Below are 26358 nucleotides of genomic sequence, written 5' to 3' on the forward strand. Positions count from 1 at the left end.
AATTGTGGGGTTTTGAAATTTATGCTTAGATTTACAATTAATTAGAGGACGTATCTGTGAGCAAAGACACTATCGTTGCCCTACATGCAGAGCACCAAGGTCGCTGGAAAAACCGTGAAGAAATCGCGGAACGTATGATTGCCCTAGTGGGTCAGTTATATCGTGAAAAAAACATCGTAGCTACAGTATACGGTCGTTCTTTAATTAACCGTTCGGTTATCCAAATTCTTAAAGCGCATCGTCGTACTCGCGTACTTGACGTTGAACTTTCAGTTGTGAACACTTTCCCAATTCTTGAAGCTTTAGCGAAAATCGAAAACATCGGTACTGCTGAAATTGATCTTGGCAAACTTGCTGTTGAGTTCAAAGAAAAAGGTGGTGATGTTGACGCATTTGTTGCTGACGCTGTGAAATCACTTGAAGGCAATGCAACTAACGTTGAAAACCGTGATGTTGTACTTTACGGTTTCGGTCGTATCGGTCGTATCCTTGCACGTTTGATGATCAGCCAATCTGGTTTAGGCCGTGGTCTTAACCTTAAAGCAATCGTTGTTCGTAAATCATCTGACGGTGACTTAGAAAAACGTGCGTCTTTGTTACGTCGTGACTCTATTCATGGTCCATTCGCAGGTACAATTTCTGTTGATGAAGAAAACGAAGCAATCATTGCTAACGGTAACTTCATCAAAGTGATCTATGCGTCTAACCCATCTGAAGTTGATTACACTGCTTACGGTATTAACAATGCACTTGTAATCGATAACACAGGTAAATGGCGTGATTCTGAAGGTCTTGCACAGCACCTTAAATGCGCTGGCGCTGCACGTGTAATTCTAACTGCACCTGGTAAAGGTGACATGAAGAACGTTGTATACGGTGTGAACCAAGCTGACATCCTTGATGAAGATACAATCATCTCTGCTGCAAGCTGTACAACAAACGCGATCACACCAACACTTAAAGTGTTAAACGACAAGTACACAGTGATCAATGGTCACGTTGAAACAGTTCACTCGTTCACGAACGACCAGAACTTAATCGACAACTACCATAAAGCTGACCGTCGTGGCCGTGCTGCAACATTGAACATGGTTATTACTGAAACAGGCGCTGCTAAAGCTGTTGCTAAAGCACTTCCTGCGCTTCAAGGTAAATTGACTGGTAACTCAGTACGTGTACCTACTCCAAACGTATCTCTTGCAATTTTGAACCTTACTTTAGGTCAAGATGTTGATCGTGAAGAAGTGAATGAATACATTCGCCAAATTTCAATCAACTCTAACCTTCAAGGTCAAATCGGTTATACAAACTCAACTGAAGTTGTATCGTCTGACTTTATCGGTTCACGTACCGCAGGTGTATTTGACGCTCAAGCGACAATCACTTCTGGTAACCGTTTAACTGCTTATGTTTGGTACGATAACGAAGTAGGTTATAGCTGCCAAGTATTGCGTATTGCGGAACAAATGGGTGGCGTAAGCTATCCAAAAATTCCTGCTGAAACGAATGCATAATTTGTGAAAGCTAAAAAAGAGCCTCATTTGAGGCTCTTTTTTATTGTGGAAAATAAAGTTGGCCAATCAGCTTAATAAAATCATATACATTAATTGATGGAAAATTCACCTTGATACGCTCATATGAATCTGTTAGCTTACAAATGGTAAGTACATTAAAAATAGTAAGTAATAACTAAAAACCGTGATCAAGAAAGGAACTCTTCAATGACCAAGTATGCAATCAGTCCATTGTTGGGACAGGTGCTATCTAATGAATGCTCATCCCGTGAAATATTGGAACATCTCACCAATAAATGGTCAGTATTAGTTTTGCGTTGTTTGACTGAAGGGGTACACCGTTTTAGTGAACTTAAGCAGCGGATCGAAGGGGTGAGCGAAAAGATGCTGGCTCAAACGCTGAAAATGCTCGAGCAAGATGGTTTTATCTTAAGGACAGTCTATCCAGTCGTGCCACCCAAAGTTGAATATCAACTGACTTTAATGGGCTCACAGGCTGCAGAAAAGTTAATGTATCTGATTGGTTGGGTTGAACGAACCTTGCCTGAAATTATTGAAGCCAAGGCAAATGCACGTAAATAGCTTTTGGGAAATGGGGAGTGAAATTCGTTTGCCATTTATCAAAGGTATTTTTATGATGAGCTAAAGATTTTCGAGCGAGGTGCGGATTTTCCTAAAAATTGCATCAGCACCAAGATGAATGAAATTTATAGTATTGCTGAATAATATTGTTCGAGAAATTCTTTAAAATATGGCAGAATAAGCGGTTTTAAAGTTTTTAGAGGATTGGCAAATATGCGCTTTGTTGATGAAGCAGTCATTACCGTAGAGGCTGGCGACGGTGGCAATGGCGTAGCCAGTTTTCGCCGTGAAAAATTCGTACCATTTGGTGGTCCAGATGGTGGTGATGGTGGTCGTGGCGGTAACGTATACGTTCAAGCCGACAACGACACAAGTACCCTAGTAGATTATCGTTATACACGTAAATTCCGTGCAGAACGTGCTAAAAATGGTCGTGGAGCGAACTGCTCAGGCCGTGGCGGTGAAGATACCGTATTGCTCGTTCCAGTGGGCACAACAATTGTAGATACAGAATCTGGCGATATCATCGGCGACTTAGTGGCTGACGGTCAGCGTGTGTTAGTGGCAGCAGGTGGTGAAGGTGGTTTGGGTAATACTCACTTCAAATCTTCAACCAACCGTTCTCCACGTAAATGTACACACGGCTCAAAAGGCGAATATCGTGAAATTCGTCTTGAATTAAAAGTACTCGCAGACGTTGGTTTGTTGGGTATGCCAAATGCGGGTAAATCAACCTTTATCCGTGCAGTTTCAGCAGCGAAACCAAAAGTTGCAGATTATCCATTTACCACTATGGTGCCAAACCTAGGTGTGGTTGATGCCGATAGTCACCGTTCATTTGTAATGGCGGATATTCCGGGTCTAATCGAAGGGGCTGCAGAAGGTGCAGGTCTAGGTATTCGATTCCTGAAACACTTGGCGCGTACACGTATTTTATTGCACATCGTAGATGTTCAACCGATTGATGGTTCTGACCCTGCGTATAATGCAAAAGCAATTTTGGAAGAGTTGAAAAAATTCTCCCCAACACTTTCAAAATTACCTGTTGTATTGGTACTCAATAAAGTAGACCAATTGGCGGCTGAAACGCGTGATGAATGGTGTGATCACATTCTCGAAGAGTTGCAGTGGAAAGGCCCTGTATTCAAAACTTCAGGTTTAACGTTTGAAGGTACTAAAGACGTTGTGTACTACCTGATGGATCAAATTGAAGAACAGCGCGAACGAGAAACTGAAGATCCTGAATATGCAGCAGAAGTTAAAGCGTTCCGTGATCAGCTTGAAGCTGAAACACGTGAGCAAACGCTTGCTGCGAAAGAAGCATATCGTGAAATGCGTCGTCAACAACGTCTGGCAGGTCAAGGTGAAGACTTTGATGATGAATTTGAAGACGGTGATGATGAGGCAGAATCGTACTACGTACGTTAATTGCTGAATAAGTGTCAAAGCAAACAAGTCTGAGGACAAGATGATAGAAGTGGTAGATGGGCAACGTCAGCTCAAGGGTTGTAAACGTATCGTTGTTAAAATCGGATCATCACTACTCACAGCAAACGGAAAAGGGTTAGATCTGGATGCAATCTCGCATTGGGCGGGACAAATTGCAGAACTACACAATGCAGGGCACGAGATCATTCTTGTGTCTTCCGGTGCTGTGGCTGAAGGTATGGTTCGAATGAATCTGGACAACCGACCCACAGATCTACCCAGTCTTCAGGCTTGCGCAGCCATTGGACAAATGGGTTTAATACATACTTGGTCAAGCGTTTTAGAACAACGTTCTATTCGTACAGCTCAAGTTTTATTAACCCATGACGATTTGGCTGACCGTCGTCGTTATTTAAACTCTTGTGATGCCTTGCAGCATTTGATTGATTGGCGCGTGATTCCTGTCATTAATGAAAATGACACGGTCTCTACCGATGAAATTCGCTTTGGTGATAACGATACTTTGGCAGCTATGGTGGCGGGTCAGGTACATGCAGACTTATTGGTGATTTTAACTGACCAAGAAGGTATGTTCGACTCAGACCCTCGTTCCAATCCAGATGCAAAACTGTTCCATACAGTACGTGCAATGGATGAATCATTATTCGATATGGCTGGTGGCGGCGGTAAATTCGGTCGTGGTGGTATGTTGACCAAAGTTCGTGCGGCACGTTTGGCAGCCAAGTCCGGTTGTCCAACAGTCATTGCGAGCGGTGATAGCGATAATGTGCTTTCACGTGTGATGGCAGGTGAATTACTCGGTACCTTATTCATTACGGACAATGATCGTGTGACAGCCCATCAACAATGGTTAGCTGCACATTTACAAACAGCGGGTCGTTTAGTAATTGATGATGGCGCAGTCAAAGCCATTCGTGATAATCACCGCAGTTTATTACCTGTCGGTGTGAAAGCGGTTGAAGGGCATTTCGAACGTGGTGATGTGGTGGAATGTGTCGATACACAAGGTCATCGTGTTGCCGTCGGTCGTGTAAACTTCAGTTCACGTTCGGCAGAAATCGTCAAAGGTTTGGCCTCAGATAAAGTTCATCAAGTTTTAGGAGAAGCCCGATCACTTGAAATGATCCATCGCAATCATATGTCGATTTACTAAATTGAAAATCAAAATCCTGCTTCCGAGCGGGATTTTTTATGGCATGCCATTTGAATATAACGATAAAAATAGAAATAGAAATAAGAGGAAAAGAAGATGAGCGAAATTCAATATTTAAACATTCAAGATCTAAAAGATGAGCAGGCTCAACTGTGTGAATTATTGGCACAATGTGTGCAAGATGGTGCTTCACTGGGTTTTTTAGCTAAAGAATCTAAGTCACACTATGATGAATATTGGTCTGCTGTGACAAAGGATATTCAAAAGCATAAAACCTTTTTGTGGGCGGCGCTACAAAGCGGTGAAATTGTGGGCACAGTACAATTGGTTCGTGCCACCAAAGCCAATGCACTGCATCGTGCTGAGATTGAAAAACTTATGGTGCATCCAAAGGTACGTGAGCAAGGCATTGCTCACCAACTATTAACACTTGCAGAAGATAAAGCAAAACACTTGAACTTGAAATTACTTGTACTTGATACGCGTACAGGCGATGTCTCTGAAAAGCTATATGAAAAATTTAACTTTATAAAAGCTGGGATCATCCCGCAATTTGCATTGAGCCATACAGGTACAATAGATTCAACGACATTATTTTATAAATTATTAGTTTAAGTTGAAACGGATGGATATTTTAGACCAAAACTCCTGCACAGATGCAGGAGTTTTTCATTAAAGATTCTTTTGATTAACTCGTTTAGAGAGTTCTTCCGCACTTTCAACTCGTTCAGAATAGCGATCTGTGAGGTAGGCAGATTGACCACGTGTGAGTAGGGTAAATTTATATAATTCCTCCATCACATCGACAATGCGAGTGTAATAGAAGGAAGGTTTCATGCGATCATTTTCATCAAACTCTAAAAATGCTTTCGCAACGGAAGATTGATTTGGAATCGTGATCATCCGCATCCAACGCCCAAGGATGCGCATTTGGTTAACAGCATTAAAAGATTGCGAACCACCACTGACTTGCATTAACGCCAGCGTTTTACCTTGAGTAGCACGAATGGCACCTGCAGCTAAAGGAATCCAATCAATTTGTGCTTTCAATATAGAGCTCATCGCACCATGTCGTTCTGGCGAACACCAAACCATGCCTTCAGACCATGCAAGTAATTCATGTAATTCCTGAACTTTGGGATGGGATGTTTCAGCATCTTCCGGTAGTGGAAGACCTTTAGGATGAAAGATTTTGACTTCCGCACCAAAATGTTCAAGGATTCGACCCGCCTCCAATACCGTTAGGCGGCTAAATGAGCGTTCACGGTTGGAGCCATATAGCAGCAGGATGCGTGGCGGATGTTCAAGTGCTTTAGCTTGAACTTGCTCAAAACGCGGTGTCTCAAGTAAATCTAGTTGAATATTGGGGAGCTTCATTTTAGTTCTCGTTATACCATTTGCGTTTTAACCATAGCGATACACTCACTAATGCAATCAGCACAGGGACTTCAACCAATGGGCCAATAATCGTGGTAAATGCAATCGGAGATGCAATGCCAAAGGTGGCGATGGCAACAGCGAGGGCAAGTTCAAAATTATTACCTGCTGCGGTAAAGGATATCGCAGTGGTTTTGGCGTAGTTATTGCCCATCCATTTGCTCATCAAAAAGCTAATGAAAAACATCACCACAAAGTAGATTGTGAGGGGAATGGCAATACGCAGTACATCCATCGGAAGGCTCACGACATCTGCACCTTTGAGGCTAAACATCACCACAATGGTAAAGAGTAATGCGATTAAACTGATGGGGCTGATTTTGGGTATAAATTGATTTTTATACCAATCCAGACCTTTTTGTTTTACCAATATGGCACGCGTCAGGAAACCGAGCAGGAAGGGAATACCTAGATACACCAATACTGCATGTGTGATGGTCCAAAAGCTGACTTGGATTACTTGTGCTTCGATACCAAAATATGGCGGTAAAAAACTCAAAAAGAACCATGCGTAGGTACTAAAAAATGCAATTTGGAAAATACTGTTAAATGCCACTAAAGCCGCAACGTATTGGTTATCCCCACAAGCGAGATCATTCCAAACCAGAACCATTGCAATACAACGTGCTAAACCAATCAGAATCAAACCGGTCATGTATTCAGGGTAGTGTTGTAAAAACACGATAGCCAAAATAAACATCAGGCAAGGTGCGATTAACCAATTTTGAAGCAGTGAAAGGTATAGGGTGCGTTTGTCTTTAAACACTTCAGGCAGCGCTTTGTAATCCACTTTCGCCAAAGGTGGATACATCATCAGGATTAAACCAATGGCAATCGCAATATTGACATCACCAATATTGAGTTGATTTAAAGCTCTTGAAGCACTAGGAATATACACGCCAATCGCAATGCCTAGCCCCATTGCGATAAAAATCCATAGCGTTAGATTGCGGTCTAGAAATGACAGTTTTGCAGCAGCCATTATTGGATCTCTGAAATTTTTTGGATTTCTTGGTTGAGTTCTTCGCGACTTAATTGCGTAATATCGAGCGTAAATAAAGCATCTAAACGGCGGTTAATATGCGCCACGGTATCAAGAAAAGCTGCAAGTTTGATGTCATCTGCAAGCTCTAAATGGGAAGGATCTTCTAAGCCCCAGTGGGCTTTGATGGCAGAACCTAAGTAAATTGGGCAAGCTTCTTGAGCGGCAGAACCACAGACGGTAATTACCACATCGGGTTGGTATTGTTCACATGCTGCGATGGATTTACTCGACAAACCCTCAGTCGGTAGATTAATGTTTTGTAGGGTTTTCAAGGTAAACGGGTGGACTTGTCCTGAAGGTTTACTTCCTGCGCTATAGGCACGGAAACCTTCAGGGGCACGCTGGTTAAAAAGTACTTCGGATAAAATGCTGCGGCAGCTATTGCCAGTACATAGAAATAAAAAATTCATAGCGTTTCACACAATGTTGTCGTGTTTTTTGGGGAATTTAAATCTAGGTCTTTAAATCGTTCTTGGTGACGCATGACATCGAGTATTTGTGTGCACCAAGTAGGCAGTGCAGGGTGAATGGAGTAATAGACCCATTGACCTTTACGTTGATCACTCAGCACACCTGATGAACGCAGTAATGCCAAATGACGCGAAATTTTAGGTTGGCTTAATTCAAGGGACTCAGTGAGTTCGCAGACGCAGAGTTCACCTTTACATGCCAACAGCATGATGATGTTCAGACGAGTCTCATCTGCAAGTAATTTGAAAAATTCAGTCTGTTCCATGTTTATCTGTATATATGGATTTTCATATATCTTTACATATGAATATATGGATGTCCATATGTATTGTTCAATAAAAATCCCACACTTGGTGGGATTTTTATATTTAGATCAGTTTAAAAGTCGAATGAAGTTTGTAAAAAGAAAGTACGTGGCTGACCAATATATTTACCACCTGTTGCATCTGATGAACGGGTGAAATACTGTTTGGTTTAAATAAAGATTAGATGGAATTTATAGTCAAAAAAACCGCGCTAAAGCACGGTTTCTTGAAATATACTTAATTATTTAAACTGGATGGTACCGTTGGCATTTACCGTGATTTTAGATTCGCCACCTGCCATTTCTTGCTCAGGAATAGCATCAGCTGCCGCAGCTTTCATCATCGCCATACGCGGAACTGGCTGACCACCATAATTGCTGGTATTTAAATTAATATTAACCAAGTTGTAGCCTGATTTATTCCATGCCTGAGCGAGCGCTTGGGCACGTTGTTGAAAGTTTTTGGATACTTCAACCATCAGTTCATTTTCAACTTTTTTACGCTGTGCATCTGACACACTAAAGCTGATGGACTGAGTTTGGAAATTTTGTTGTAACTCGCTTACCAACTGGCTAGCTGCTTTAAAATTTGTACTTTCTAAACGCACTTCGGCACGACCACGCCATTCTTTCAATTTACGACTGTCATTGTCATAAATCGGGTAGGTGCTTTGAGATCCCGTTTCGATTTTTACCGCAGGGTATTTACGGGCTGTGTTCACCGCTTGGGTCATCAATTGGTTGATTTGGGTAGCAAGTTCAGCCGGTTGTTTATTTGATTTTTCAATATATAAAACGGCATACATTTGGTCGTTCGACACTTGGCGAGTAGCATCCGCCTGAATGTTCACGATGTTGTAATTGAGTGGGTCGGCTGCTTGAGTTGCTGCTGCCAAACCTAGACCGGATGCTAATAAAACAGTAGATAAGATAATTTTACGCATTGTTATGACCTATTCTTCTTTCAGAATGACTAATTTAGCTTATGCTCTTATCTTAAAATCTTAAAAGGGGATTGTGATGGATTAAAGGAAAATCTGTGGTGGGATTGTAAATCTTTCAAGAAAAATAAATGCATTGCTTGATGAATATTGCTTCAAATAATCAATACTTAATTGCGTAAATGTTTGAAGATTACAATAATCATTCATAAATTGTAAAAAAGCATAAAATAAAAAGGTTTTCTTTGTTTTGTCACACTGTAAGATGATAATTCAGGTTATCCATGGCATAGATCTGTTTTTTCTCTCAATTATCTTTTTATTTGATCATAAAAGTGATTTATTTTATTGAAAAAGTCTGTATCATCCGCCGTCTAGTTAGCCATTACACAAAGAGCTCTTAAAACTAACTAGAAACTCATAAAGCACCGAGTCAAAGGACCGCAAGTCACCCGACTTATTTCTTTCAACCCATATCAGAGATGGTAATTCGATATGAGCGTTTCTTCTGTAAACCCTGCCACTAATTCTACTAACGAATACTATTTGACTCGCCAAAGCCAGATGGAATCCAATGTTCGTAGCTATCCGCGTAAACTTCCACTTGCGATAGCAAAAGCTTTAGGTTGTTGGGTTACCGATGTTGAAGGTACAGAGTACCTCGATTGTTTAGCTGGGGCAGGAACATTGGCATTAGGCCATAATCATCCTGCGGTAATTCAAAGTATCCAAGATACACTTGCAAGTGGCCTCCCATTGCATACTTTGGATTTAACAACGCCTTTAAAAGATGCTTTTACTGAAGCACTACTTGAGCAATTACCTGGTGGTAAAGAAGAGTATTGTCTACAGTTCTGTGGCCCGTCTGGTGCAGATGGTACAGAAGCAGCAATTAAATTAGCAAAAACTTACACTGGTCGTAGTTCAGTAATCAGCTTCTCAGGTGGTTACCATGGTATGACTCACGGTTCTTTAGCAATGACAGGTAACTTGTCTGCTAAAAATGCTGTGAACGGCTTAATGCCGGGTGTTCAATTTATGCCGTATCCGCATGAATACCGTTGCCCATTAGGCATTGGTGGTGAAGCGGGTGTAGACGCATTAACGTATTATTTCGAAAACTTCATTGAAGACGTAGAAAGCGGTGTAACAAAACCTGCAGCTGTAATCTTGGAAGCAATCCAAGGTGAAGGCGGTGTGGTGACTGCACCTGTAAAATGGTTAAAGAAAATCCGAGAAGTGACTGAAAAGCACAACATCGTGTTGATTCTTGATGAAGTACAAGCGGGCTTTGCACGTTCAGGTAAAATGTTTGCCTTTGAACATGCAGGTATTGAGCCAGACGTCGTTGTAATGTCTAAAGCAGTTGGTGGTAGCTTACCACTTGCAGTATTGGGTATTAAACGTAAGTTTGACGCATGGCAACCAGCGGGTCACACGGGTACATTCCGTGGTAACCAACTTGCTATGGGTACTGGTCTTGCAACAATAAAAACCATCAAAGAGCAAAATCTTGCGCAAAACGCACAAGAACGTGGTGATTTCTTACAAGCTGAATTGAAAAAATTAGCTGTAGAATTCCCATGTATCGGTAATGTACGTGGTCGTGGCTTGATGATTGGTGTTGAAATTGTTGATGAGCGTCAAAAAGCAGATCACATGGGTTCTTTACCAGGTGATTCTCAATTGGCAGCAGCAATTCAAGCAGCATGTTTCAACAACAAATTGTTGTTAGAAAAAGGTGGTCGTAACGGTACAGTCATTCGTTTACTTTGCCCATTGATCATCAATCAAGCTGAATGTATTGAGGTGATCGTTCGCTTCAAGAAAGCACTTGCTGAAGCACTTGTTGCAACTCGAGGCGCGTAATAATGGTTGATTTTGCAGAACATCGTAAAGCGTTATTCTGCAATGATGCACAATCCATTGCTGACTACCAGTCAGCAATGGGCGAAGCGGTAAAAGCCGTTTCTGCATGGTTGCAAAATGACAAAATGTACACCGGCGGTAGTATTAAAGAGCTTCGTAGTGCAATTGCATTCAATCCTTCTAAAGAAGGTATGGGTGTACAAAAATCACTAGACCGTATGGTTGAGCTGTTCTTAAACAAAAGTTTAAAGGTGCATCATCCTCATTCACTCGCGCATTTACACTGTCCAACAATGGTCACTAGCCAAATTGCGGAAGTGTTAATTAACGCGACAAACCAATCTATGGACTCATGGGATCAAAGCCCTGCAGGTTCATTGATGGAAGTTCAGTTAATTGACTGGCTTCGCCAAAAAGTTGGCTATGGTGCAGGTCAAGCAGGTGTATTCACCTCTGGCGGTACGCAGTCTAACTTAATGGGTGTTTTGCTTGCACGTGATGCATGTATTGCTAAAAACTGGAAAGACGAAAACGGTAGACCGTGGTCTGTTCAGCGTGACGGCGTACCTGCGGAAGCAATGCGTAACGTCAAAGTGATCTGTTCTGAAAACGCACACTTCTCTGTGCAAAAGAACATGGCCATGATGGGTATGGGCTTCCAATCTGTAGTGACTGTTCCTGTAGATGCAAATGCACGCATGGACATGGATGCACTTGAGAAAACCATGGCGCACCTTCAAGCTGAAGGTAAAATCGTCGCATGTGTAGTTGCAACTGCGGGTACAACCGATGCAGGCGCAATTGACCCATTGAAAGAAGTTCGTGCAATCACCAACAAATATGGCGCGTGGATGCATATCGACGCAGCATGGGGTGGTGCTTTAATTTTATCGAATGATTACCGTGATATGTTAGACGGTATTGAACTGTCTGACTCGGTAACGCTTGATTTCCATAAGCATTACTTCCAAACGATTTCATGTGGTGCGTTCTTGCTGAAAGATGAAGCGAACTATCGTTTCATGCATTATGAAGCTGAGTACTTAAACTCTGCTTATGATGAAGAGCATGGGGTTCCTAACTTGGTGTCTAAGTCACTACAAACAACTCGCCGTTTTGACGCGTTGAAATTGTGGATGACGGTTGAAGCGCTAGGTGAAGAGCTTTATGGTTCGATGATCGACCATGGTGTAGGTCTAACACGTGATGTTGCAGATTATATCAATGCAACTGACGGTCTAGAAATGCTGGTTGATCCGCAATTTGCATCGGTATTGTTCCGTGTAGTGCCAGCAGGCTACCCAGCTGAATTGTTAGATACATTGAACCAAAACGTAGCAGACGAATTGTTTGCACGTGGTGAAGCGAATATTGGTGTAACTAAAGTAGGTCAGGTTCAATCTTTGAAAATGACGACTTTAAGCCCAGTAGCGACTTTAGACAACGTGAAGAATTTGCTTGCTCTGGTGCTTGCAGAAGCTGACCGTATCAAAGGCCCAATCGCTGACGGTACATATACACCTGCAATTGACTAATTGTCATTTTGTAGTTGTAGAAGAAGGAGCTCATTTGAGCTCCTTTTTTTTGTTTTAAATGAAAAGGCGCTTAATTTATTACATGGCCACAATTTTTCATTGAGTGATGATAGTTTACTGTGTAGGCAGATTTTTACTTTGACGGATCAAAGTAACTAAAATCCTTCTCAGGGAAAAGGTACATCCATGTGACCATTACCTTATAGTGACATCCCTGTCGCCAGTCGCGATATTCATTGATGTTTATCATTTGATGAATGAGATACCACTTAATATTTATAACCAATAGAAGGCTTGTAAAGGAGTTTCCCTCTCCTTGTAGGAGAGGGTTAGGGTGAGGTGAATGCAATACGATATTGATGTTATGCCGCAAATAATGGACTAAAACCTTTCTTACGCAGCAGTTTGCGGTACATACTCGAACTGCGGTCCGCAGGGAAATGCGCTTCGATGCTTAAATCTAAGGGTAAATATTCAGGCTTTTGCGATTCAGAGACTAAACGGTCTTCTTCAAATATTTTCAGGTTAAAGTCATAAGCATCTTCGACAGGTAAGTCTTTGTCATAATTGCGGCAAATGGGAGCAAATAGACGGGTGGAGCGGGCAGTCATGGGGGATGCCGCATTCATAATCACTTGCTTGCTGTCGTTTGGAAAATGTATGGTGAGCGTTGCAGTAAAGGGTAGATGAATCTCAAAATGCCGTAGCCATTCAAAGCCATCTTGTCCTCGTTGTTCTAATCCAATTGGGTAGCGCCCAACACTGCTCCAATAGTCTGCATTAAAGCCAGTTGCTGTTTCCGTGGTTTTATAGTCAGGCACTTCTACATTTTCAGGGTCGCCAAAGGTATCAGGATGTACCCAAGCAAAATGCGCGACATCAATAAAGCCTTCAAGCTGACGGCCTGCAAAACATTGAAAATCGACCGTTGGGCACACCAATTGCTGAAACTCGGCTTCATCCCAATATGGCATGACTGGAATGTTTGGCGCAGCATCTTTAGTGGCAGTGAGCGAACACCATATCAGTCCATAACGCTCAACAGCGGCATAAGTACGTAAGTTAAAGCGAGGTGAAATTTTGTGCTCAGGATGTGCAGGGATGCGGTTGCAATGACCGTGTTCACCAAAGCGTAAGCCATGATAGCGGCAGACTATCCCTAGACCATCATTTTTACCTAAGCTGAGTGGGACGCCGCGGTGAGGGCAGGCATCTTTAGCGACAATCAGTTCTTCTCCCATTTTATAAATGACGAGCGGCATATCTAAAAGCATGGTGCCATAAGGCTGTTCTGTAATGTCTCGAGCGAGTGCAATGGGATACCAAAATTCTGCAAGTAAGTGCCAGTCATGTTCTTCAAAAGTCATATGCACAGGCAAGTCCGGATTAAATGTCGCAATGGCTTTACTGGTCATTTTAGGCTCTGTTTTTATGTAAACTTGCATATTGAGCGAACTAAAAATGTAATGAAATTTCAATTATTGGAATACGAGGAAATAAAAAATAGAACATGCAAATCTGCATCATTCAGAAAAAGAGGGGAATTTGAAAAAAGAAAATAAGACAAAATATGACAAGGACATGAATTCTTACGAATATCAAAGTAGAAATAAATAAGACCAATACTTTGATAAATTTCATTACATGTTGAAAAATAAAGAATTATATTTAAATCAATGTGCAATCATCAATTATCATAAAAGCGTCATAAAGATGTAACCTAACTGTCATACTCTAAAATCAAAATGCGTATATCGAAAAAGTACAAGACTTTATTAGAAAGTGGCGTACTCCAATAAATGCATCAATAAAGAGAGATGAGAATGCGCTTAAATCATATCGCACTTGCTATGGTACTCACTACTGGGGCAACAGTCGCTACAACTGCAAATGCAGCTCGTGACACGATCCAAATTGCTGGTTCTTCAACTGTACTGCCTTATGCAAGTATTGTTGCAGAAGAGTTTGGTAATACATTCCCACAATTTAAAGCACCTGTTGTAGGTTCTGGTGGTACTTCAGGTGGTTTGAAACAATTCTGTAATGGCGTTGGTGATAACACAATTGATGTTGCAAACGCATCTCGTAAAATTAAAGGTACTGAATTGGCTGCATGTAAAAAAGCAGGCGTTAACCAAATCTTAGAAATTAAAGTTGGATATGACGGTATCGTATTTGCTTCAAATGCGAAAAAAGCGGCATTCAAACTTCGCCCACAGCACGTATTTGCTGCACTTGCTGCTGAATTACCTTCAAAAGGTAAATTGGTTGCAAACCCATACACACGTTGGAATCAAATCGACCCAACTTTACCAAACGAAGCAATCACTTTAGTTATTCCTGCATCAAACCATGGTACACGTGAAGTGTTCCAAGAAAAAATGGTCGATGCTGGCTGTGAAACTTATGAAGCTTTCGCAAAATTAGATAAAGATGCTCAGAAAAAAGCATGTTCAACATTCCGTAAAGATGGTCGTGTGATTGAAATCGCAGGCGACTATACAGAGACATTGGCACGCTTAAAAACTTCACCTAACGCTGTAGGTGTATTCGGTCTAGGTTTCTATGACCAAAACCGTGACAAGTTACGTGTAGCAACAGTGAATAATGTAGCGCCATCTGAGAAAACAATTCTGAATGGTTCATACCCAGTATCTCGTCCATTGTTCTTCTATGTAAAGGGTGAGCACTTAAAATCAATTAAAGGCTTAAAAGAGTTCACAGAATTCTTCCTAAGTAAAAAAGTATCAGGTAAAGGTTCTAAGCTAGAAAAAGCAGGCTTAATTTCAATGTCTGACAAAGAACGTGCTGCGGTACTTGCAAACTTCAAAGCGGGTAAGGCTGTTAAATAAAGTATGGAAATAGCCAATGGCAGGGTCGACCTGCCATTGGCTTTTTGCAAAGAAACAGTTTTTTCAAGAAGGGCTTTTGAAAAAACAGTGGAGATTACATGAATCTGCTACTTATTGGTGTGTTGCTCGCAATTATTGCAATCGCTTATCAAGTTGGACTGACTAAAAGTCGCAAACTTGCAGGTAAAGGCAATAACTCAGCAATGTTGCATTCACGACCGGGCTATTATGGTGTTTTGGTCGCTTTATGGTGTGGGATTCCCGCTTTTTTAATCTTGATTGTTTGGAACTTGGTTGAACCGAGTATTTTTCAACACGTTATTTTAAATAATGTCCCTGAAAATATTCGTTTAAGTTTAGATCCTGCAAGCACGAGCGTAATGGTTGACCGCGTTCAAGCGATTGCTTCTGGTTTTGGGGTAAGTGATACGCCAGCTGCATATGAACTTGCAGCAGCAGAACAGTTAAAGAAAATTGAAAACATCGGCTCATATGCAAAATTGGCCGTTGTGATTTGTGCGGCATTGATTGGTTTAGTCATGGCTAAACGCCGCATCGCAGAAAAATATCGTGCACGAAACCAAGTTGAAAAAGTTTTAAATGTGGCATTGGCACTATGTTCAGGCGTGGCGATTTTGACCACTGTCGGCATCGTAATGTCGATGTTTAGTGAAGCAATGCGCTTCTTTAGTTTTGTTAATCCACTCGATTTCTTCTTTGGTACTGAATGGAACCCAGGTTTTAGTACTTCGGGAAGTGCAGAAGGCAGCTACGGCTTATTACCTTTATTGTGGGGTACGCTCATGGTGAGTGGTATTGCGCTATTGGTTGCTGTTCCTGTTGGTTTGATGATTGCTATTTACTTAGCTGAATATGCCAAGCCAAGTTTCCGTGCTTGGGCAAAACCGGCCATTGAAGTTCTCGCAGGTATTCCAACGATTGTTTACGGTGTATTTGCCTTAATGATTATTGGACCTTTTGCAAAACAGCTCGGCGCGTATATTGGACTCGATATTAATGCAACCAGTGCTTTAACAGCAGGCTTTGTGATGGGGATTATGATTATCCCATTCGTTTCATCATTATCTGACGACATCATTACTCAAGTTCCTCGCGCGCTTCGTGATGGTTCACTTGGTTTGGGTGCTACAAAATCAGAAACCATTCGCCAAGTGGTGATTCCAGCAGCATTGCCGGGCATCATCGGTGCATTCTTATTGGCTGCATCTCGTGCAATTGGTGAAACCATGATTGTGGTGCTTGCAGCAGGGAACAGTCCTTTACTGCATATCAACCCACTCGAAGCGGTATCTACAGTCACCATTACCATCGTAAACCAATTAACAGGTGATACAGACTTTGCGAGTCCTCAAGCATTGGTTGCTTTTGCACTTGGTTTAACACTGTTTGTGATTACTTTAGGTCTGAATATTGTTGCACTGTACATTGTGCGTAAATACCGTGAGCAATACGAATGAGTACGACGAATATATCAAATATGGATCAAACTTTTGATCCGTACGCAGCCGCAGAGCTTCGTGAAAAACGTAAGAAAATCATTGAAAACTCATTGGCGAAAAGACACCGTAAAGAAAATACCTTCCGTGTCTTGGGCTTTAGTGCAGTAGTGACTGGCTTATTGTTCGTCGTGCTATTGTTTGGCAGTATTTTAGCCAAAGGCTTACCAGCATTCTGGCAAAGCTCGATGACGGTGCCTGTGTTTTTTGATCCAAGTATCGTCAATGTAGGAGCGAAACCGGTTCAAAAAGAAGGTGAATCTCCTGCACAGTTCCAAGAGCGTTTTATTGCTTGGCAAACTGAAATGGGCATGGTGGATTGGGATGCGCTGATCGTAAATGGGATCATTGCAAAAGATCCAGCGATTGCCTCTCAACGTGATGATCTCAACAGTTTATATACCAGTTCAGAAGCATATCGCTTACGTGACATGGTTATGGCAGATCCGTCATTGATCGGTCAAAAACAAGATTTTAAAATCCTTGCAGATGCCAATGTCGATGTCTGGTTAGCGGGTAATATTGACCGTAGCTTGCCTGATGAACAGCAGCAATTGAGCCCAGAAGTACGCCAACTCGCAGATAAACTCAAAGCTGACGGTGTGATTACTAACTCATTTAATACTGAAATATTTAAAAATCCAGACTCTCGTAGCTCACCTGCAACTTCCGGTTTAGCAGGGGCGTTTATGGGTTCACTCTTCATGATGCTGATCGTGATCATTATTTCGATTCCAATCGGTGTAGCATCCGCAATTTACTTAGAAGAATTTGCACCTAAAAACTGGATTACGGATGTTGTCGAAGTCAACATTAACAACCTAGCAGCGGTTCCTTCGATTGTCTTTGGTTTACTTGGTGCTGCGATCTTTATTGGTTGGATGCACATGCCGCTTTCGGCACCTGTGGTTGGTGGTTTGGTCTTAAGTTTGATGACACTACCAACGGTCATTATTACCACACGTGCATCACTAAAAGCTGTCCCGCCATCGATTCGTCAAGCCGCTTTAGGTTTGGGTGCATCACGTTTACAAACTGTATTTCACCATGTCTTGCCACTGGCATTACCGGGTATTTTAACCGGTGCCATTATTGGTGTTGCACAAGCCCTAGGTGAAACTGCTCCATTATTATTGATTGGTATGAGTGCCTTTGTGGCAAGTGTACCAGCCACTCCTTTAGATCAATCCACTGCATTACCTGTACAAATTTTCCTTTGGCAAGGTAACGAACTACGTAACTTCTTTGAAGGGCGTACCGCAGCAGCAATCATTGTACTTCTTGCTCTCATGATCGGCTTAAACAGTTTAGCGATCTGGTTACGTAAGAAATTTGAAGTACGCTGGTAATTGAGGGCATTATATGAATAGCGTCGTTACAACTGAAAAGAATTCCTTAGATCAGGATAAGTCCGTGAATCCAGAACAAACACAATTTACCTCTGCTCAGGGCAGCCAAAAACAAACCAATACTGCGTTTGTGTCACAATTCGATACGCAATCTAGCGCGAAAAAAGATGCGAAATCGAGCAATGTGAAAATCAGTACCAATGATGTGCATGTGTACTATGGCGAATCTGAAGCGATCAAAGGCATTGATCTGAACATTTATGAAAATGAAGTGATCGCCTTTATTGGACCGTCTGGTTGTGGTAAGTCAACTTTCCTGCGTACGCTCAACCGTATGAATGACACGATTGATTCTTGTCGTGTGACAGGACAAGTGCTCATGGATAATCAAGATATCTATGATCCAAGTCTCGATGTGGTGTTACTGCGTGCCCAAGTGGGTATGGTTTTCCAAAAGCCGAACCCATTTCCAAAGTCAATTTTTGACAATGTCGCTTATGGTCCTAAACTGCATGGATTGGCACGTGACAAATACGATATGGAAGAAATTGTTGAAAATAGCCTACGTAAAGCAGGGCTTTGGGATGAAGTGAAAGACCGTTTGAGCCAACCGGGTACGGGGCTTTCAGGTGGTCAGCAGCAACGTCTTTGTATTGCGCGAACCATTGCAGTCAGTCCTGAAGTGATTTTGATGGATGAACCCTGTTCAGCACTGGATCCGATTGCAACTGCAAAAGTAGAAGAACTCATCACTGAACTTTCAGCGCAATATACCATTGCGATTGTGACGCACTCGATGCAACAAGCAGCACGTGTATCTGACCGTACCGCATATTTCCATTTGGGTGATTTGATTGAAGTGAATTCCACTGAAAAAGTCTTTACTCAACCGGATCATCAGTTGACTGAAGCGTATATTACCGGGCGTTTTGGTTAATCTAATCGGTTTAAAAATAGAGCCGAAAGGCTCTTTTTTTTATGGACTTTATGATTAGGTAGAAAAAGCTTAGTAGAAATAAAATACTCAATTTGGCTCAATGAGAATTATTTTCAAAAAATAGATTGAATTTTTGTGATGCAGCCCACATGTTATACGACATAAATATGAATTAAATGAGTTTCAATTTTATGCTATTTCATAATCCCAAGTTACCTGCGGAAATTCGTGTAAGTCACTTAAATGCACGTATTAATGAACAACGAAAAAAAATTGCGCAAACGACTGCATCTAAACTTGAGCTGCTGCAACTAAGCCAACAATTATCAAAAGAAGCGCGCGCACGTAAAAAGAATAACCAAAAAATTTATGTAATCGATTTTAATGGTGATACCGCTGCATCTGCGGTAACAAGTCTACGTGAAGAAATTACCCTGATTTTAGCGACAGCAAAAGCTGGGCGCGACCGTGTGGTTTTACGTTTAGAAAGTCCAGGCGGGATGGTGCATGGCTATGGTCTAGCTGCTGCACAATTGGTACGTTTACGTGATGCTGGATTTAACTTAACCATTTGTGTGGATAAAGTTGCTGCAAGCGGTGGCTATATGATGGCTTGCATTGCAAATGAAATCGTTTCAGCACCATTTGCTGTGGTGGGTTCGATTGGTGTGGTTGCACAAGTGCCGAACTTTAACCGTTTATTGAAAGAAAAGCATATCGATTTTGAACTGTATACTGCGGGTCAGTTTAAACGTACCGTAACGATGTTTGGTGAAAACACGGCTGAAGGTAAAGCCAAATTTGAAGAAGAGTTACAGCAAACCCATAACTTATTTAAACACTTTGTTGAAAAATATCGTCCTCAGCTTAATGTCGATAAAGTTGCAACAGGTGAGCATTGGTATGGGCAAGATGCCATTGATCTTAATCTAGTCGATAAATTGCAAACGTCAGATGAATATCTGTTAAGTCTTATGCCACAACATGATGTATATATGATTGAAACCCGCAAAAAGCCAACACTTGGTGAGAAGTTGGGCTTACAAGCAGCACAAATTGCGGACTCATTGGTTCCTGCAGTCATGTCTAAAGTGATGGAGTCATTGAGTAAAGCAAATTCGAGTCTCGTGCAGTTGCGTGATCCAAAACTCTAAAATTGTTTTGTTATGAAGTATTTAAAGCCCACCTTGGTGGGCTTTTTTTTATGCTAAATGATGCTGCTGTGATAGATTGCGTTGCGTTCATAGATATTGATGATAATGATGTCTAATTTTCTGTTTATTTTAGGTGGTGTCATTTGCCTAATGGTTTGGCCTTGGATTTATCTGCTGCATTTTCACAGTACGCAAACATCTGTGCTGAAACAGTATGCTGCGCTGTTTTGCCCAGCAGCAACGCTGTTGGCAGGCTATTTTTATTATTCATCACTACAGACAGATGTCCGCTCCAAAGCATGCGGCACTATTGTGAGTTATCAGCGTTATATGAGCAGTGGCAATAAAAATAAAAGACAACCTTTTGAACGGGTTGAAATTTTAGTGAATCATGCAAAATATACACGGCATTTACGTATAGCAAATGAGCTGCAAAAACAGCCAGCGGGCGCAAACGTTTGTTTTGAATATTATGACCGAAAATTGAACCCGCATATGACAGATTCAATCTTAACTCAATGGACTGCTTAAATATTTAACTGATGTTACGCAGTAACACCAGAAGTGCAATTTGATTCAAATAAAACAACGATACGCGGTAACGTCATCCGCAAGTGTTTGAGACAGGGCTGCTTCTAATCAAAAATTTTTTTGCGATACTTTGAATACGTAGACGCGAGCGAACGAGTTTTGCGGTGAGGAGTATTGCTCCGCAAGATGGTTTCCTTGCGAAGCTTCGCTTCTCATTTTGCCGAATGAGAAACATCGTTTCGTAAAAGTACCTCCAGCCGAAGGCTAATCCCGTTATTCAATTCCTAGATGTAAGACTCCGTCGAATAGACTTAAAAATCATTTTTAAAATGAGAAATTACTTCTAGGTGCGTAACATCAGTATTTAAGATAAAAAATATTCAGGCTTTTGTTTAGCGTTATTCAACAAATTTGATGTCATTAAACAAATACCACCAGTGATCATCGCACCAAGTGTTGCGAGCAGCATATCTTTATGCGCATCCCAAATATCACCTTGTTGCCCATTATAATTTTCAGCTTCTTCTGGTGATAAGCCAATGGCAATCAGCCATTCGATCCATTCATAAAATAAACTGGTCGCCATGACGAATTGTACGACCAATAAAAAGAGTGTTCCGGCTTTTAATTGTGGTAGCCAGATTTGAAATATGCGATAAAAGAACGGATAGAGCAGCAATCCATAGGCAAGGTGTACAAGCCGATCATACATATTCCGAGACCATCCCATGCTTTGGTCAAGGTTGAAACCGAAGAGAGCTTGTGTCCATTCAGAATAAGGCACATAAGAATATAAATAATGGGCACCGATGACATGAATCAGTAAAAAGCCAAGATACAGGCAAACAGTTGCGAAACTTAGCCCTATTTTATAGAGGAAAACGAGCAGCACGATCAGCATAAACGCTGTGCCAATTTGATGGAGTATATACGCTTCCATTTCTAAAGGTTGGATACTGGCGATCGCAATAGCAAGAGTTAATAACGCAAAAGCTAAGATGTGCTTAAGTTTTAATTTGAAATCAATCATGAAAAGGCAAAGCTCAAATTTTTTATCGGTGTGCAATGTTTATAATTCGCGGCAAGTATAGCCATAATGCGATGAAAGGTGTTAGTTCGCCGGCGTTAGAATTTGTGCATTATTTTTTCAAATGTCATCAGCTAGCTACTAGGGATAAGTATTTTCAAAAAGATTGTATTAAACTCAGATGTATATCGAAGTTTATATATTTGGAAATGACTATAACCGTTGTTGAGGCATTTATTGCGACTCAAAATTGTTATTTTAACTATGAGTTTGAATAACTTTATTTAACAGATGATTTTCCAGAAGAGCTCTCAGTGTCTTTGCGCGGCATGATGTTTCGCCATGAAATTCAGTATCCTGATGCCATATTTATATTTGGGGCTGTACTAGATTAGCACTATGTTAATCGATGAAAATGAAGCTAACTAACTGTAAATTAAATAAGAAAACTCAATTAAAACTACTAGAGTTTTTCGTGCTAGGAGTGACTGCAAGAGCTGCTGCTGATTTATTAAAAATTCATCATAATTCAGCAGCACTTTTCTTTACTAAGATTCGTAAAATTATTTCTTATCATTTAGAAGTTGAAGCCTTTGAAATATTCGATGGTGAGATTGAATTAGATGAAAGCTATTTCGGCGGAACCCGTAAAGGGAAACGAGGACGTGGAGCTGCTGACAAAGTTATCGTATTTGGTCTATTGAAGCGAAATGGTAAAGTTTATACTGTTGTTGTTCCTGATACTAAGTCTGGTACTTTAATGCCTGTAATTTCTAAGAAAATCACACCAGATAGCATTGTTTATACAGATCAATGGGTAGCTACAATGCTTTGGATGTTGCAGGTTTTTGCCACCATAGAGTTAACCATTCAACTCATTTCGCAAATGGGAAAAATCATATCAATGGAATTGAGAATTTTTTGGAATCAAGCGAAAAGAATATTGAGAAAATATAATGGTATTCCTAAAGAATCTTTTCGCTTGTTTCTAAAGGAATGTGAGTTTAGATTTAATTATGGCAGTCCAAGTCAACAGTTAAAAACTTTGCGAGTTTGGACTGGAATTTAAATCTTATCTAGTACAGCCCCTTATATTTATTACTCAGATGTTTTAACAGGCTGTGAATTACAACGAATGAAAGATGATTGGGCGAAATATTGCCCTGCGGAATAAAATTTACTTCTAAATTTTCACTCTCCTTATAGGAGATGAGAATCCGCAGAATATATTCTGAGTTCGCAAGGGAGAGATGGATAGTCTCATCTCCGTGCGGCGCACGTTCCTCATGCCAAAGTGAGAAGGAGTATATAGGTGGAAATAAAAAACGAGGCATGAAGCCTCGTTTTTTGATCTATCTAAAATTAGATTTTAGAAATAAGATCTTTAATGTTTGCCGCTTGAGTTGATGCATTACCTGTATAAGTTGCAGGTGTCATTGTCGCAAGACGCGCACGGTCAGCAGCAGGAACAGCTTCAAGCTCATTACCATTTACGAAATCAACCATCATGTCACGAGTCATTGCTTGACCACGAGTTAGGGCTTTAAGTTTTTCGTATGGTTTTTCAACTGCATAACGACGCATAACAGTTTGAATCGGTTCAGCAAGTACTTCTTGCGCATGGTCAAGGTCTTCTAGAATACGTTGAGCATTCAATTCAAGTTTACCAATACCTTTAGAGCAAGCTTCAAATGCGATCAAACTTTGTGCAAAACCAACGCCCATGTTACGAAGAACAGTTGAGTCAGTTAAGTCACGCTGCCAGCGAGATACAGGAAGTTTTTCGCCTAAATGCGCAAGTACTGCATTTGCAATACCCAAGTTACCTTCAGAGTTTTCGAAGTCAATTGGGTTTACTTTATGCGGCATAGTTGAAGAACCAACTTCACCTTCTTTCAAACGTTGTTTGAAGAAACCAAGTGAGATGTAGCCCCAAACGTCACGGTTAAAGTCGATCAAGATGGTGTTGAAACGACGTAGCGCATCAAAAAGTTCCGCCATGTAGTCATGTGGTTCGATTTGAGTGGTGTACGGGTTGAATTCTAAACCTAATGATTCAACAAATGCTTGTGAATGAGCAGGCCAGTTAATTTCAGGGTAAGCAGAGTAGTGCGCGTTGTAGTTACCTACAGCACCATTGATTTTACCAAGTAATTCAACTTGTTTGAATTGTTTGATTTGACGTGCAAGGCGGTAAGCCACGTTCGCCATTTCTTTACCCAAAGTTGTTGGGCTTGCAGTTTGACCATGTGTACGAGACAACATTGGTTGTTCAGCGTGTTGTTCAGCCAAAGCAACGATTGAATCGATGATTTGCTGCATTGCTGCAACTAAAACTTCACGGCCATTTTTAAGCATTAAAGCATGAGACAAGTTGTTGATGTCTTCAGATGTACATGCAAAGTGAATGAATTCGCCAGCATTTTTAAGCTCATCAATATGCGCGATTTGCTCTTTTAAGAAGTACTCAACTGCTTTTACGTCATGGTTAGTTGTACGTTCAATTTCTTTAATGCGGTTTGCATTGTCTTCAGAGAAGTTCGCAACAATTGCATCAAGTGCAGCGTTAGTTTCAGCACTGAACGCTGGAACTTCAGTGATTTCAGGACGGTTTGCAAGCGCTTGTAACCAACGCACTTCAACAGTCACACGAGCATGGATTAAACCAAACTCAGAGAGGAAGGGACGTAGAGCATCACATTTGCTTGCGTAACGTCCATCTAATGGAGAAAGTGCGGTTAAAGCGTTCATAGCGATTCCTTTAATTTTGGAATTAAACGTAAAACAAAAAGCCTGTACTGCATCAGTTAAACCACCTGATACTGTAAACGGGCAAGATCTTGAATATCTTGTAGTAGCTTGCGCTTACTGAAAATCATACCCCATGAGCTACCACCGAGCTGACGCCATAAATGTGCCATTTGTAAGCCGGTAAATAAGGTGGCGCGAATGCGATTGGTATGAGAGGTGTCTTTAAATGCTTCGGCATTACCACGAACCATAATACGTGGATTAATTTGGCCAGCAGTTTCAATATAGGTTTGCGCTAAATTGGCAATGATACTTGGATGTAAATAATTATTATCAAAAAAGGAAAGCTGTCTTAGAATTTTTTGTTGGGATTGTTCGATGATTTCGACAAATTTAGGATTGCTATAGACTTTCTTTTCTAACTGCAATAACGCCATCGCATACGTCATGGGTAGCTTAGTATTGGCAAGTTTAGGAAGTCTAGATTTGGGAGATGTATTGAAGGGTTGAGTAATGCTACTTTCTAAGGTTTTTAATCCCAGCGAAATATCCGCCAAGCCACTAAAAAAATCAAGCGTCTGACTAGACTGATTCGACTTAGGACGGATATTTAAACTGGCTTTAATGAGATGTTCAAAATAAAAGTTACCGCTTTCCCCGATACTCTGTTGCCCAGTCAATGCAGTCATGTGGGTCAGCTGTGTCGCTTGAAAAACAGCAGCTAACGCCAATGCACGATTTTGGCGAGTATTCAGAGTCTGAGGCTGTTGAAACGGTAACTCTGTCATCCGAAACAATCCTTATTCAATAAAATCCGGTTTAGGCGCATTGGTATGATGAATCACACCACCCCCTAAACAAACTTCACCGGTGTAGAACACCACACTTTGACCCGGTGTAACAGCACGTTGTGGCTCATCGAATTCGACACGCACACCATTTGGCGCTGTAGGGTCTTTAAATATTGTACAGTCTTGGTCAGGCTGACGATAGCGAGTTTTCGCTGTGCAGCGGAAGCCTGATTCAGGAATCTCTTGTTCACCAGCCACCCAATCAATCGCTTCAGACCATAAAATGGTGCTTTGCATGAGTGGATGTTCATGACCTTGACCAACGACTAGGCGATTACCTTCGATATCTTTATGCAGTACAAACCAAGCGCCTTCTTCAGCACCTTTTAGACCACCAAGACCGATGCCACCACGTTGGCCGAGCGTATAGTACATTAAGCCGTGATGTTCACCAACCTCTTTACCCGTGTCTAGGACGATTTTTCCGGGTTGAGCAGGTAAATATTGCTTTAAGAAGTCATTAAATCGACGTTCGCCAATAAAGCAAATTCCTGTTGAATCTTTTTTCTTCGCGGTGATTAGACCTAATTCTTCAGCGATTTTACGCACTTGTGGTTTTTCAATTTCACCCACAGGGAACAAAGTTTTGTTAATTTCACGACCATGCACTGCATGTAGGAAATAGGTTTGGTCTTTGTTGTTGTCTAGACCACGCAGTAGAGGTGCATACTCTTCACCACGTGAATTTTTTAGCGTTTCACCACGGCGGCAATAGTGGCCTGTCGCAATAAAGTCAGCACCTAAGTTGACAGCATGGTCTAGAAATGCGCGGAATTTAATTTCTTTGTTGCAGAGAATATCTGGGTTTGGTGTACGACCTGCGGCATATTCTTCTAAGAAATGCTCAAAGACACGGTCCCAATATTCCATCGCAAAGTTTGCGGTATGAAGTTTGATACCAATTTTGTCACAAACGGCTTGAGCATCGGCAAGATCTTCCATTGCCGTACAGTATTCCGTGCCGTCATCTTCTTCCCAGTTTTTCATGAAAAGACCTTCAACTTGATAACCTTGTTGAAGTAAAAGTGCTGCAGATACAGAAGAATCTACACCACCAGACATACCGACGATGACACGTTGTTGCATAGG

At 41.3% G+C, this 26358-nt stretch carries 24 protein-coding genes and 1 pseudogene; 14 read left to right on the forward strand and 11 right to left on the reverse strand.

Annotated features, from left to right (window positions below):
- The first annotated feature begins 56 nt into the window (after positions 1–56).
- From MST16_RS06085 to MST16_RS06105, 5 genes are all read left to right on the forward strand, one after another.
- Positions 57–1514: a glyceraldehyde-3-phosphate dehydrogenase gene (locus tag MST16_RS06085; RefSeq protein ID WP_168379186.1), complete on the forward strand. Its 1458-nt coding sequence runs from the start codon at positions 57–59 to the stop codon at positions 1512–1514.
- A gap of 207 nt (positions 1515–1721) precedes the next feature.
- Positions 1722–2096, forward strand: coding sequence for a helix-turn-helix domain-containing protein (locus MST16_RS06090; protein ID WP_180010424.1), 375 nt, complete (start codon positions 1722–1724; stop codon positions 2094–2096).
- Positions 2097–2309: 213 nt separating this feature from the next.
- Complete coding sequence (gene cgtA / locus MST16_RS06095) at positions 2310–3524, forward strand: Obg family GTPase CgtA (protein WP_078190204.1); 1215 nt, start codon at positions 2310–2312, stop codon at positions 3522–3524.
- Positions 3525–3564: 40 nt separating this feature from the next.
- Positions 3565–4698, forward strand: a complete 1134-nt coding sequence (proB, locus tag MST16_RS06100; RefSeq protein WP_078190202.1) for a glutamate 5-kinase — start codon at positions 3565–3567, stop codon at positions 4696–4698.
- A 96-nt stretch (positions 4699–4794) separates the two neighbouring features.
- Positions 4795–5313 (forward strand): GNAT family N-acetyltransferase, encoded by a 519-nt coding sequence (locus tag MST16_RS06105; protein WP_180010423.1) that lies wholly within the window; start codon positions 4795–4797, stop codon positions 5311–5313.
- Positions 5314–5370: 57 nt separating this feature from the next.
- On the opposite strand, the gene arsH is transcribed toward MST16_RS06105, so the two are convergent.
- The 6 genes and pseudogenes from arsH to MST16_RS06130 all read right to left on the reverse strand — a co-directional run bounded on the left by arsH (position 5371) and on the right by MST16_RS06130 (position 8899).
- On the reverse strand, positions 5371–6075 hold the full coding sequence (arsH, locus tag MST16_RS06110) for an arsenical resistance protein ArsH (protein ID WP_180010422.1): 705 nt from the start codon (positions 6073–6075) through the stop codon (positions 5371–5373).
- Between the two features lies 1 nt (position 6076).
- Positions 6077–7117, reverse strand: a complete 1041-nt coding sequence (arsB, locus tag MST16_RS06115; RefSeq protein WP_180010421.1) for an ACR3 family arsenite efflux transporter — start codon at positions 7115–7117, stop codon at positions 6077–6079.
- A complete protein-coding gene (locus MST16_RS06120) occupies positions 7117–7590 on the reverse strand; it encodes an arsenate reductase ArsC (RefSeq protein WP_180010420.1) in 474 nt (157 codons plus the stop codon). Before MST16_RS06120 ends, arsB begins: the two co-directional genes overlap by 1 nt.
- Positions 7587–7916, reverse strand: a complete 330-nt coding sequence (locus MST16_RS06125; RefSeq protein WP_168379193.1) for a metalloregulator ArsR/SmtB family transcription factor — start codon at positions 7914–7916, stop codon at positions 7587–7589. Before MST16_RS06125 ends, MST16_RS06120 begins: the two co-directional genes overlap by 4 nt.
- 113 nt (positions 7917–8029) lie before the next feature.
- Positions 8030–8122: pseudogene (locus MST16_RS17510) on the reverse strand (hypothetical protein); the annotation flags it as partial.
- Positions 8123–8197: 75 nt separating this feature from the next.
- On the reverse strand, positions 8198–8899 hold the full coding sequence (locus MST16_RS06130) for an SIMPL domain-containing protein (protein ID WP_180004920.1): 702 nt from the start codon (positions 8897–8899) through the stop codon (positions 8198–8200).
- Positions 8900–9391: 492 nt separating this feature from the next.
- Here MST16_RS06130 and MST16_RS06135 point away from each other — a divergent pair, with 492 nt between their 5' ends.
- Positions 9392–10765, forward strand: a complete 1374-nt coding sequence (locus tag MST16_RS06135; RefSeq protein WP_180004919.1) for a diaminobutyrate--2-oxoglutarate transaminase — start codon at positions 9392–9394, stop codon at positions 10763–10765.
- Between the two features lie 2 nt (positions 10766–10767).
- A complete protein-coding gene (locus tag MST16_RS06140) occupies positions 10768–12300 on the forward strand; it encodes an aspartate aminotransferase family protein (RefSeq protein ID WP_180007695.1) in 1533 nt (510 codons plus the stop codon).
- Positions 12301–12662: 362 nt separating this feature from the next.
- Here MST16_RS06140 and MST16_RS06145 read toward each other — a convergent pair whose 3' ends face one another.
- The gene (locus tag MST16_RS06145) at positions 12663–13715 is read right to left on the reverse strand and encodes a Rieske 2Fe-2S domain-containing protein (RefSeq protein ID WP_180010419.1); all 1053 of its coding nucleotides are present in this window, start codon (positions 13713–13715) and stop codon (positions 12663–12665) included.
- A gap of 408 nt (positions 13716–14123) precedes the next feature.
- On the opposite strand from MST16_RS06145, the gene MST16_RS06150 reads away from it, so the two are divergent.
- The 6 genes from MST16_RS06150 (at position 14124) to MST16_RS06175 (ending at position 20640) form a co-directional block, all read left to right on the forward strand.
- Positions 14124–15152, forward strand: coding sequence for a substrate-binding domain-containing protein (locus MST16_RS06150; RefSeq protein ID WP_180009604.1), 1029 nt, complete (start codon positions 14124–14126; stop codon positions 15150–15152).
- Positions 15153–15250: 98 nt separating this feature from the next.
- On the forward strand, positions 15251–16630 hold the full coding sequence (pstC, locus tag MST16_RS06155; RefSeq protein ID WP_180010418.1) for a phosphate ABC transporter permease subunit PstC: 1380 nt from the start codon (positions 15251–15253) through the stop codon (positions 16628–16630).
- Positions 16627–18018: a phosphate ABC transporter permease PstA gene (gene pstA / locus MST16_RS06160; RefSeq protein ID WP_180010417.1), complete on the forward strand. Its 1392-nt coding sequence runs from the start codon at positions 16627–16629 to the stop codon at positions 18016–18018. The genes pstC and pstA overlap by 4 nt, the downstream gene beginning before the upstream one ends.
- Before the next feature lie 13 nt (positions 18019–18031).
- Positions 18032–18955, forward strand: a complete 924-nt coding sequence (pstB, locus tag MST16_RS06165; RefSeq protein ID WP_218946147.1) for a phosphate ABC transporter ATP-binding protein PstB — start codon at positions 18032–18034, stop codon at positions 18953–18955.
- Between the two features lie 191 nt (positions 18956–19146).
- Positions 19147–20109: a protease SohB gene (gene sohB, locus MST16_RS06170; RefSeq protein ID WP_078190186.1), complete on the forward strand. Its 963-nt coding sequence runs from the start codon at positions 19147–19149 to the stop codon at positions 20107–20109.
- 105 nt (positions 20110–20214) lie between these two features.
- On the forward strand, positions 20215–20640 hold the full coding sequence (locus MST16_RS06175; RefSeq protein ID WP_257222996.1) for a hypothetical protein: 426 nt from the start codon (positions 20215–20217) through the stop codon (positions 20638–20640).
- Between the two features lie 364 nt (positions 20641–21004).
- Here the strand turns inward: MST16_RS06175 and MST16_RS06180 are convergent, their stop codons facing one another.
- Positions 21005–21670 carry a DUF2238 domain-containing protein gene (locus MST16_RS06180; RefSeq protein WP_180004911.1) on the reverse strand — a complete coding sequence of 222 codons (666 nt, stop codon included), beginning with the start codon at positions 21668–21670 and terminating at the stop codon, positions 21005–21007.
- Positions 21671–22076: 406 nt separating this feature from the next.
- Between MST16_RS06180 and MST16_RS06185 the strand changes: the two genes are divergently transcribed.
- Entirely contained in the window at positions 22077–22736 is a 660-nt protein-coding gene (locus MST16_RS06185) for an IS1595 family transposase (protein ID WP_180010416.1), read from the forward strand.
- 293 nt (positions 22737–23029) lie between these two features.
- On the opposite strand, the gene purB is transcribed toward MST16_RS06185, so the two are convergent.
- From purB to mnmA, 3 genes are read right to left on the reverse strand one after another with little or no spacing between them, the layout of a single operon-like run.
- Positions 23030–24418 (reverse strand): adenylosuccinate lyase, encoded by a 1389-nt coding sequence (gene purB, locus MST16_RS06190; protein WP_180010415.1) that lies wholly within the window; start codon positions 24416–24418, stop codon positions 23030–23032.
- Between the two features lie 56 nt (positions 24419–24474).
- Entirely contained in the window at positions 24475–25206 is a 732-nt protein-coding gene (hflD, locus tag MST16_RS06195; RefSeq protein WP_078190181.1) for a high frequency lysogenization protein HflD, read from the reverse strand.
- Positions 25207–25218: 12 nt separating this feature from the next.
- A complete protein-coding gene (mnmA, locus tag MST16_RS06200; RefSeq protein WP_168379207.1) occupies positions 25219–26355 on the reverse strand; it encodes a tRNA 2-thiouridine(34) synthase MnmA in 1137 nt (378 codons plus the stop codon).
- Positions 26356–26358 lie beyond the last annotated feature (3 nt).

This window comes from Acinetobacter sp. YH16040_T, assembly GCF_024605785.1.
Taxonomy (GTDB): domain Bacteria; phylum Pseudomonadota; class Gammaproteobacteria; order Pseudomonadales; family Moraxellaceae; genus Acinetobacter; species Acinetobacter amyesii.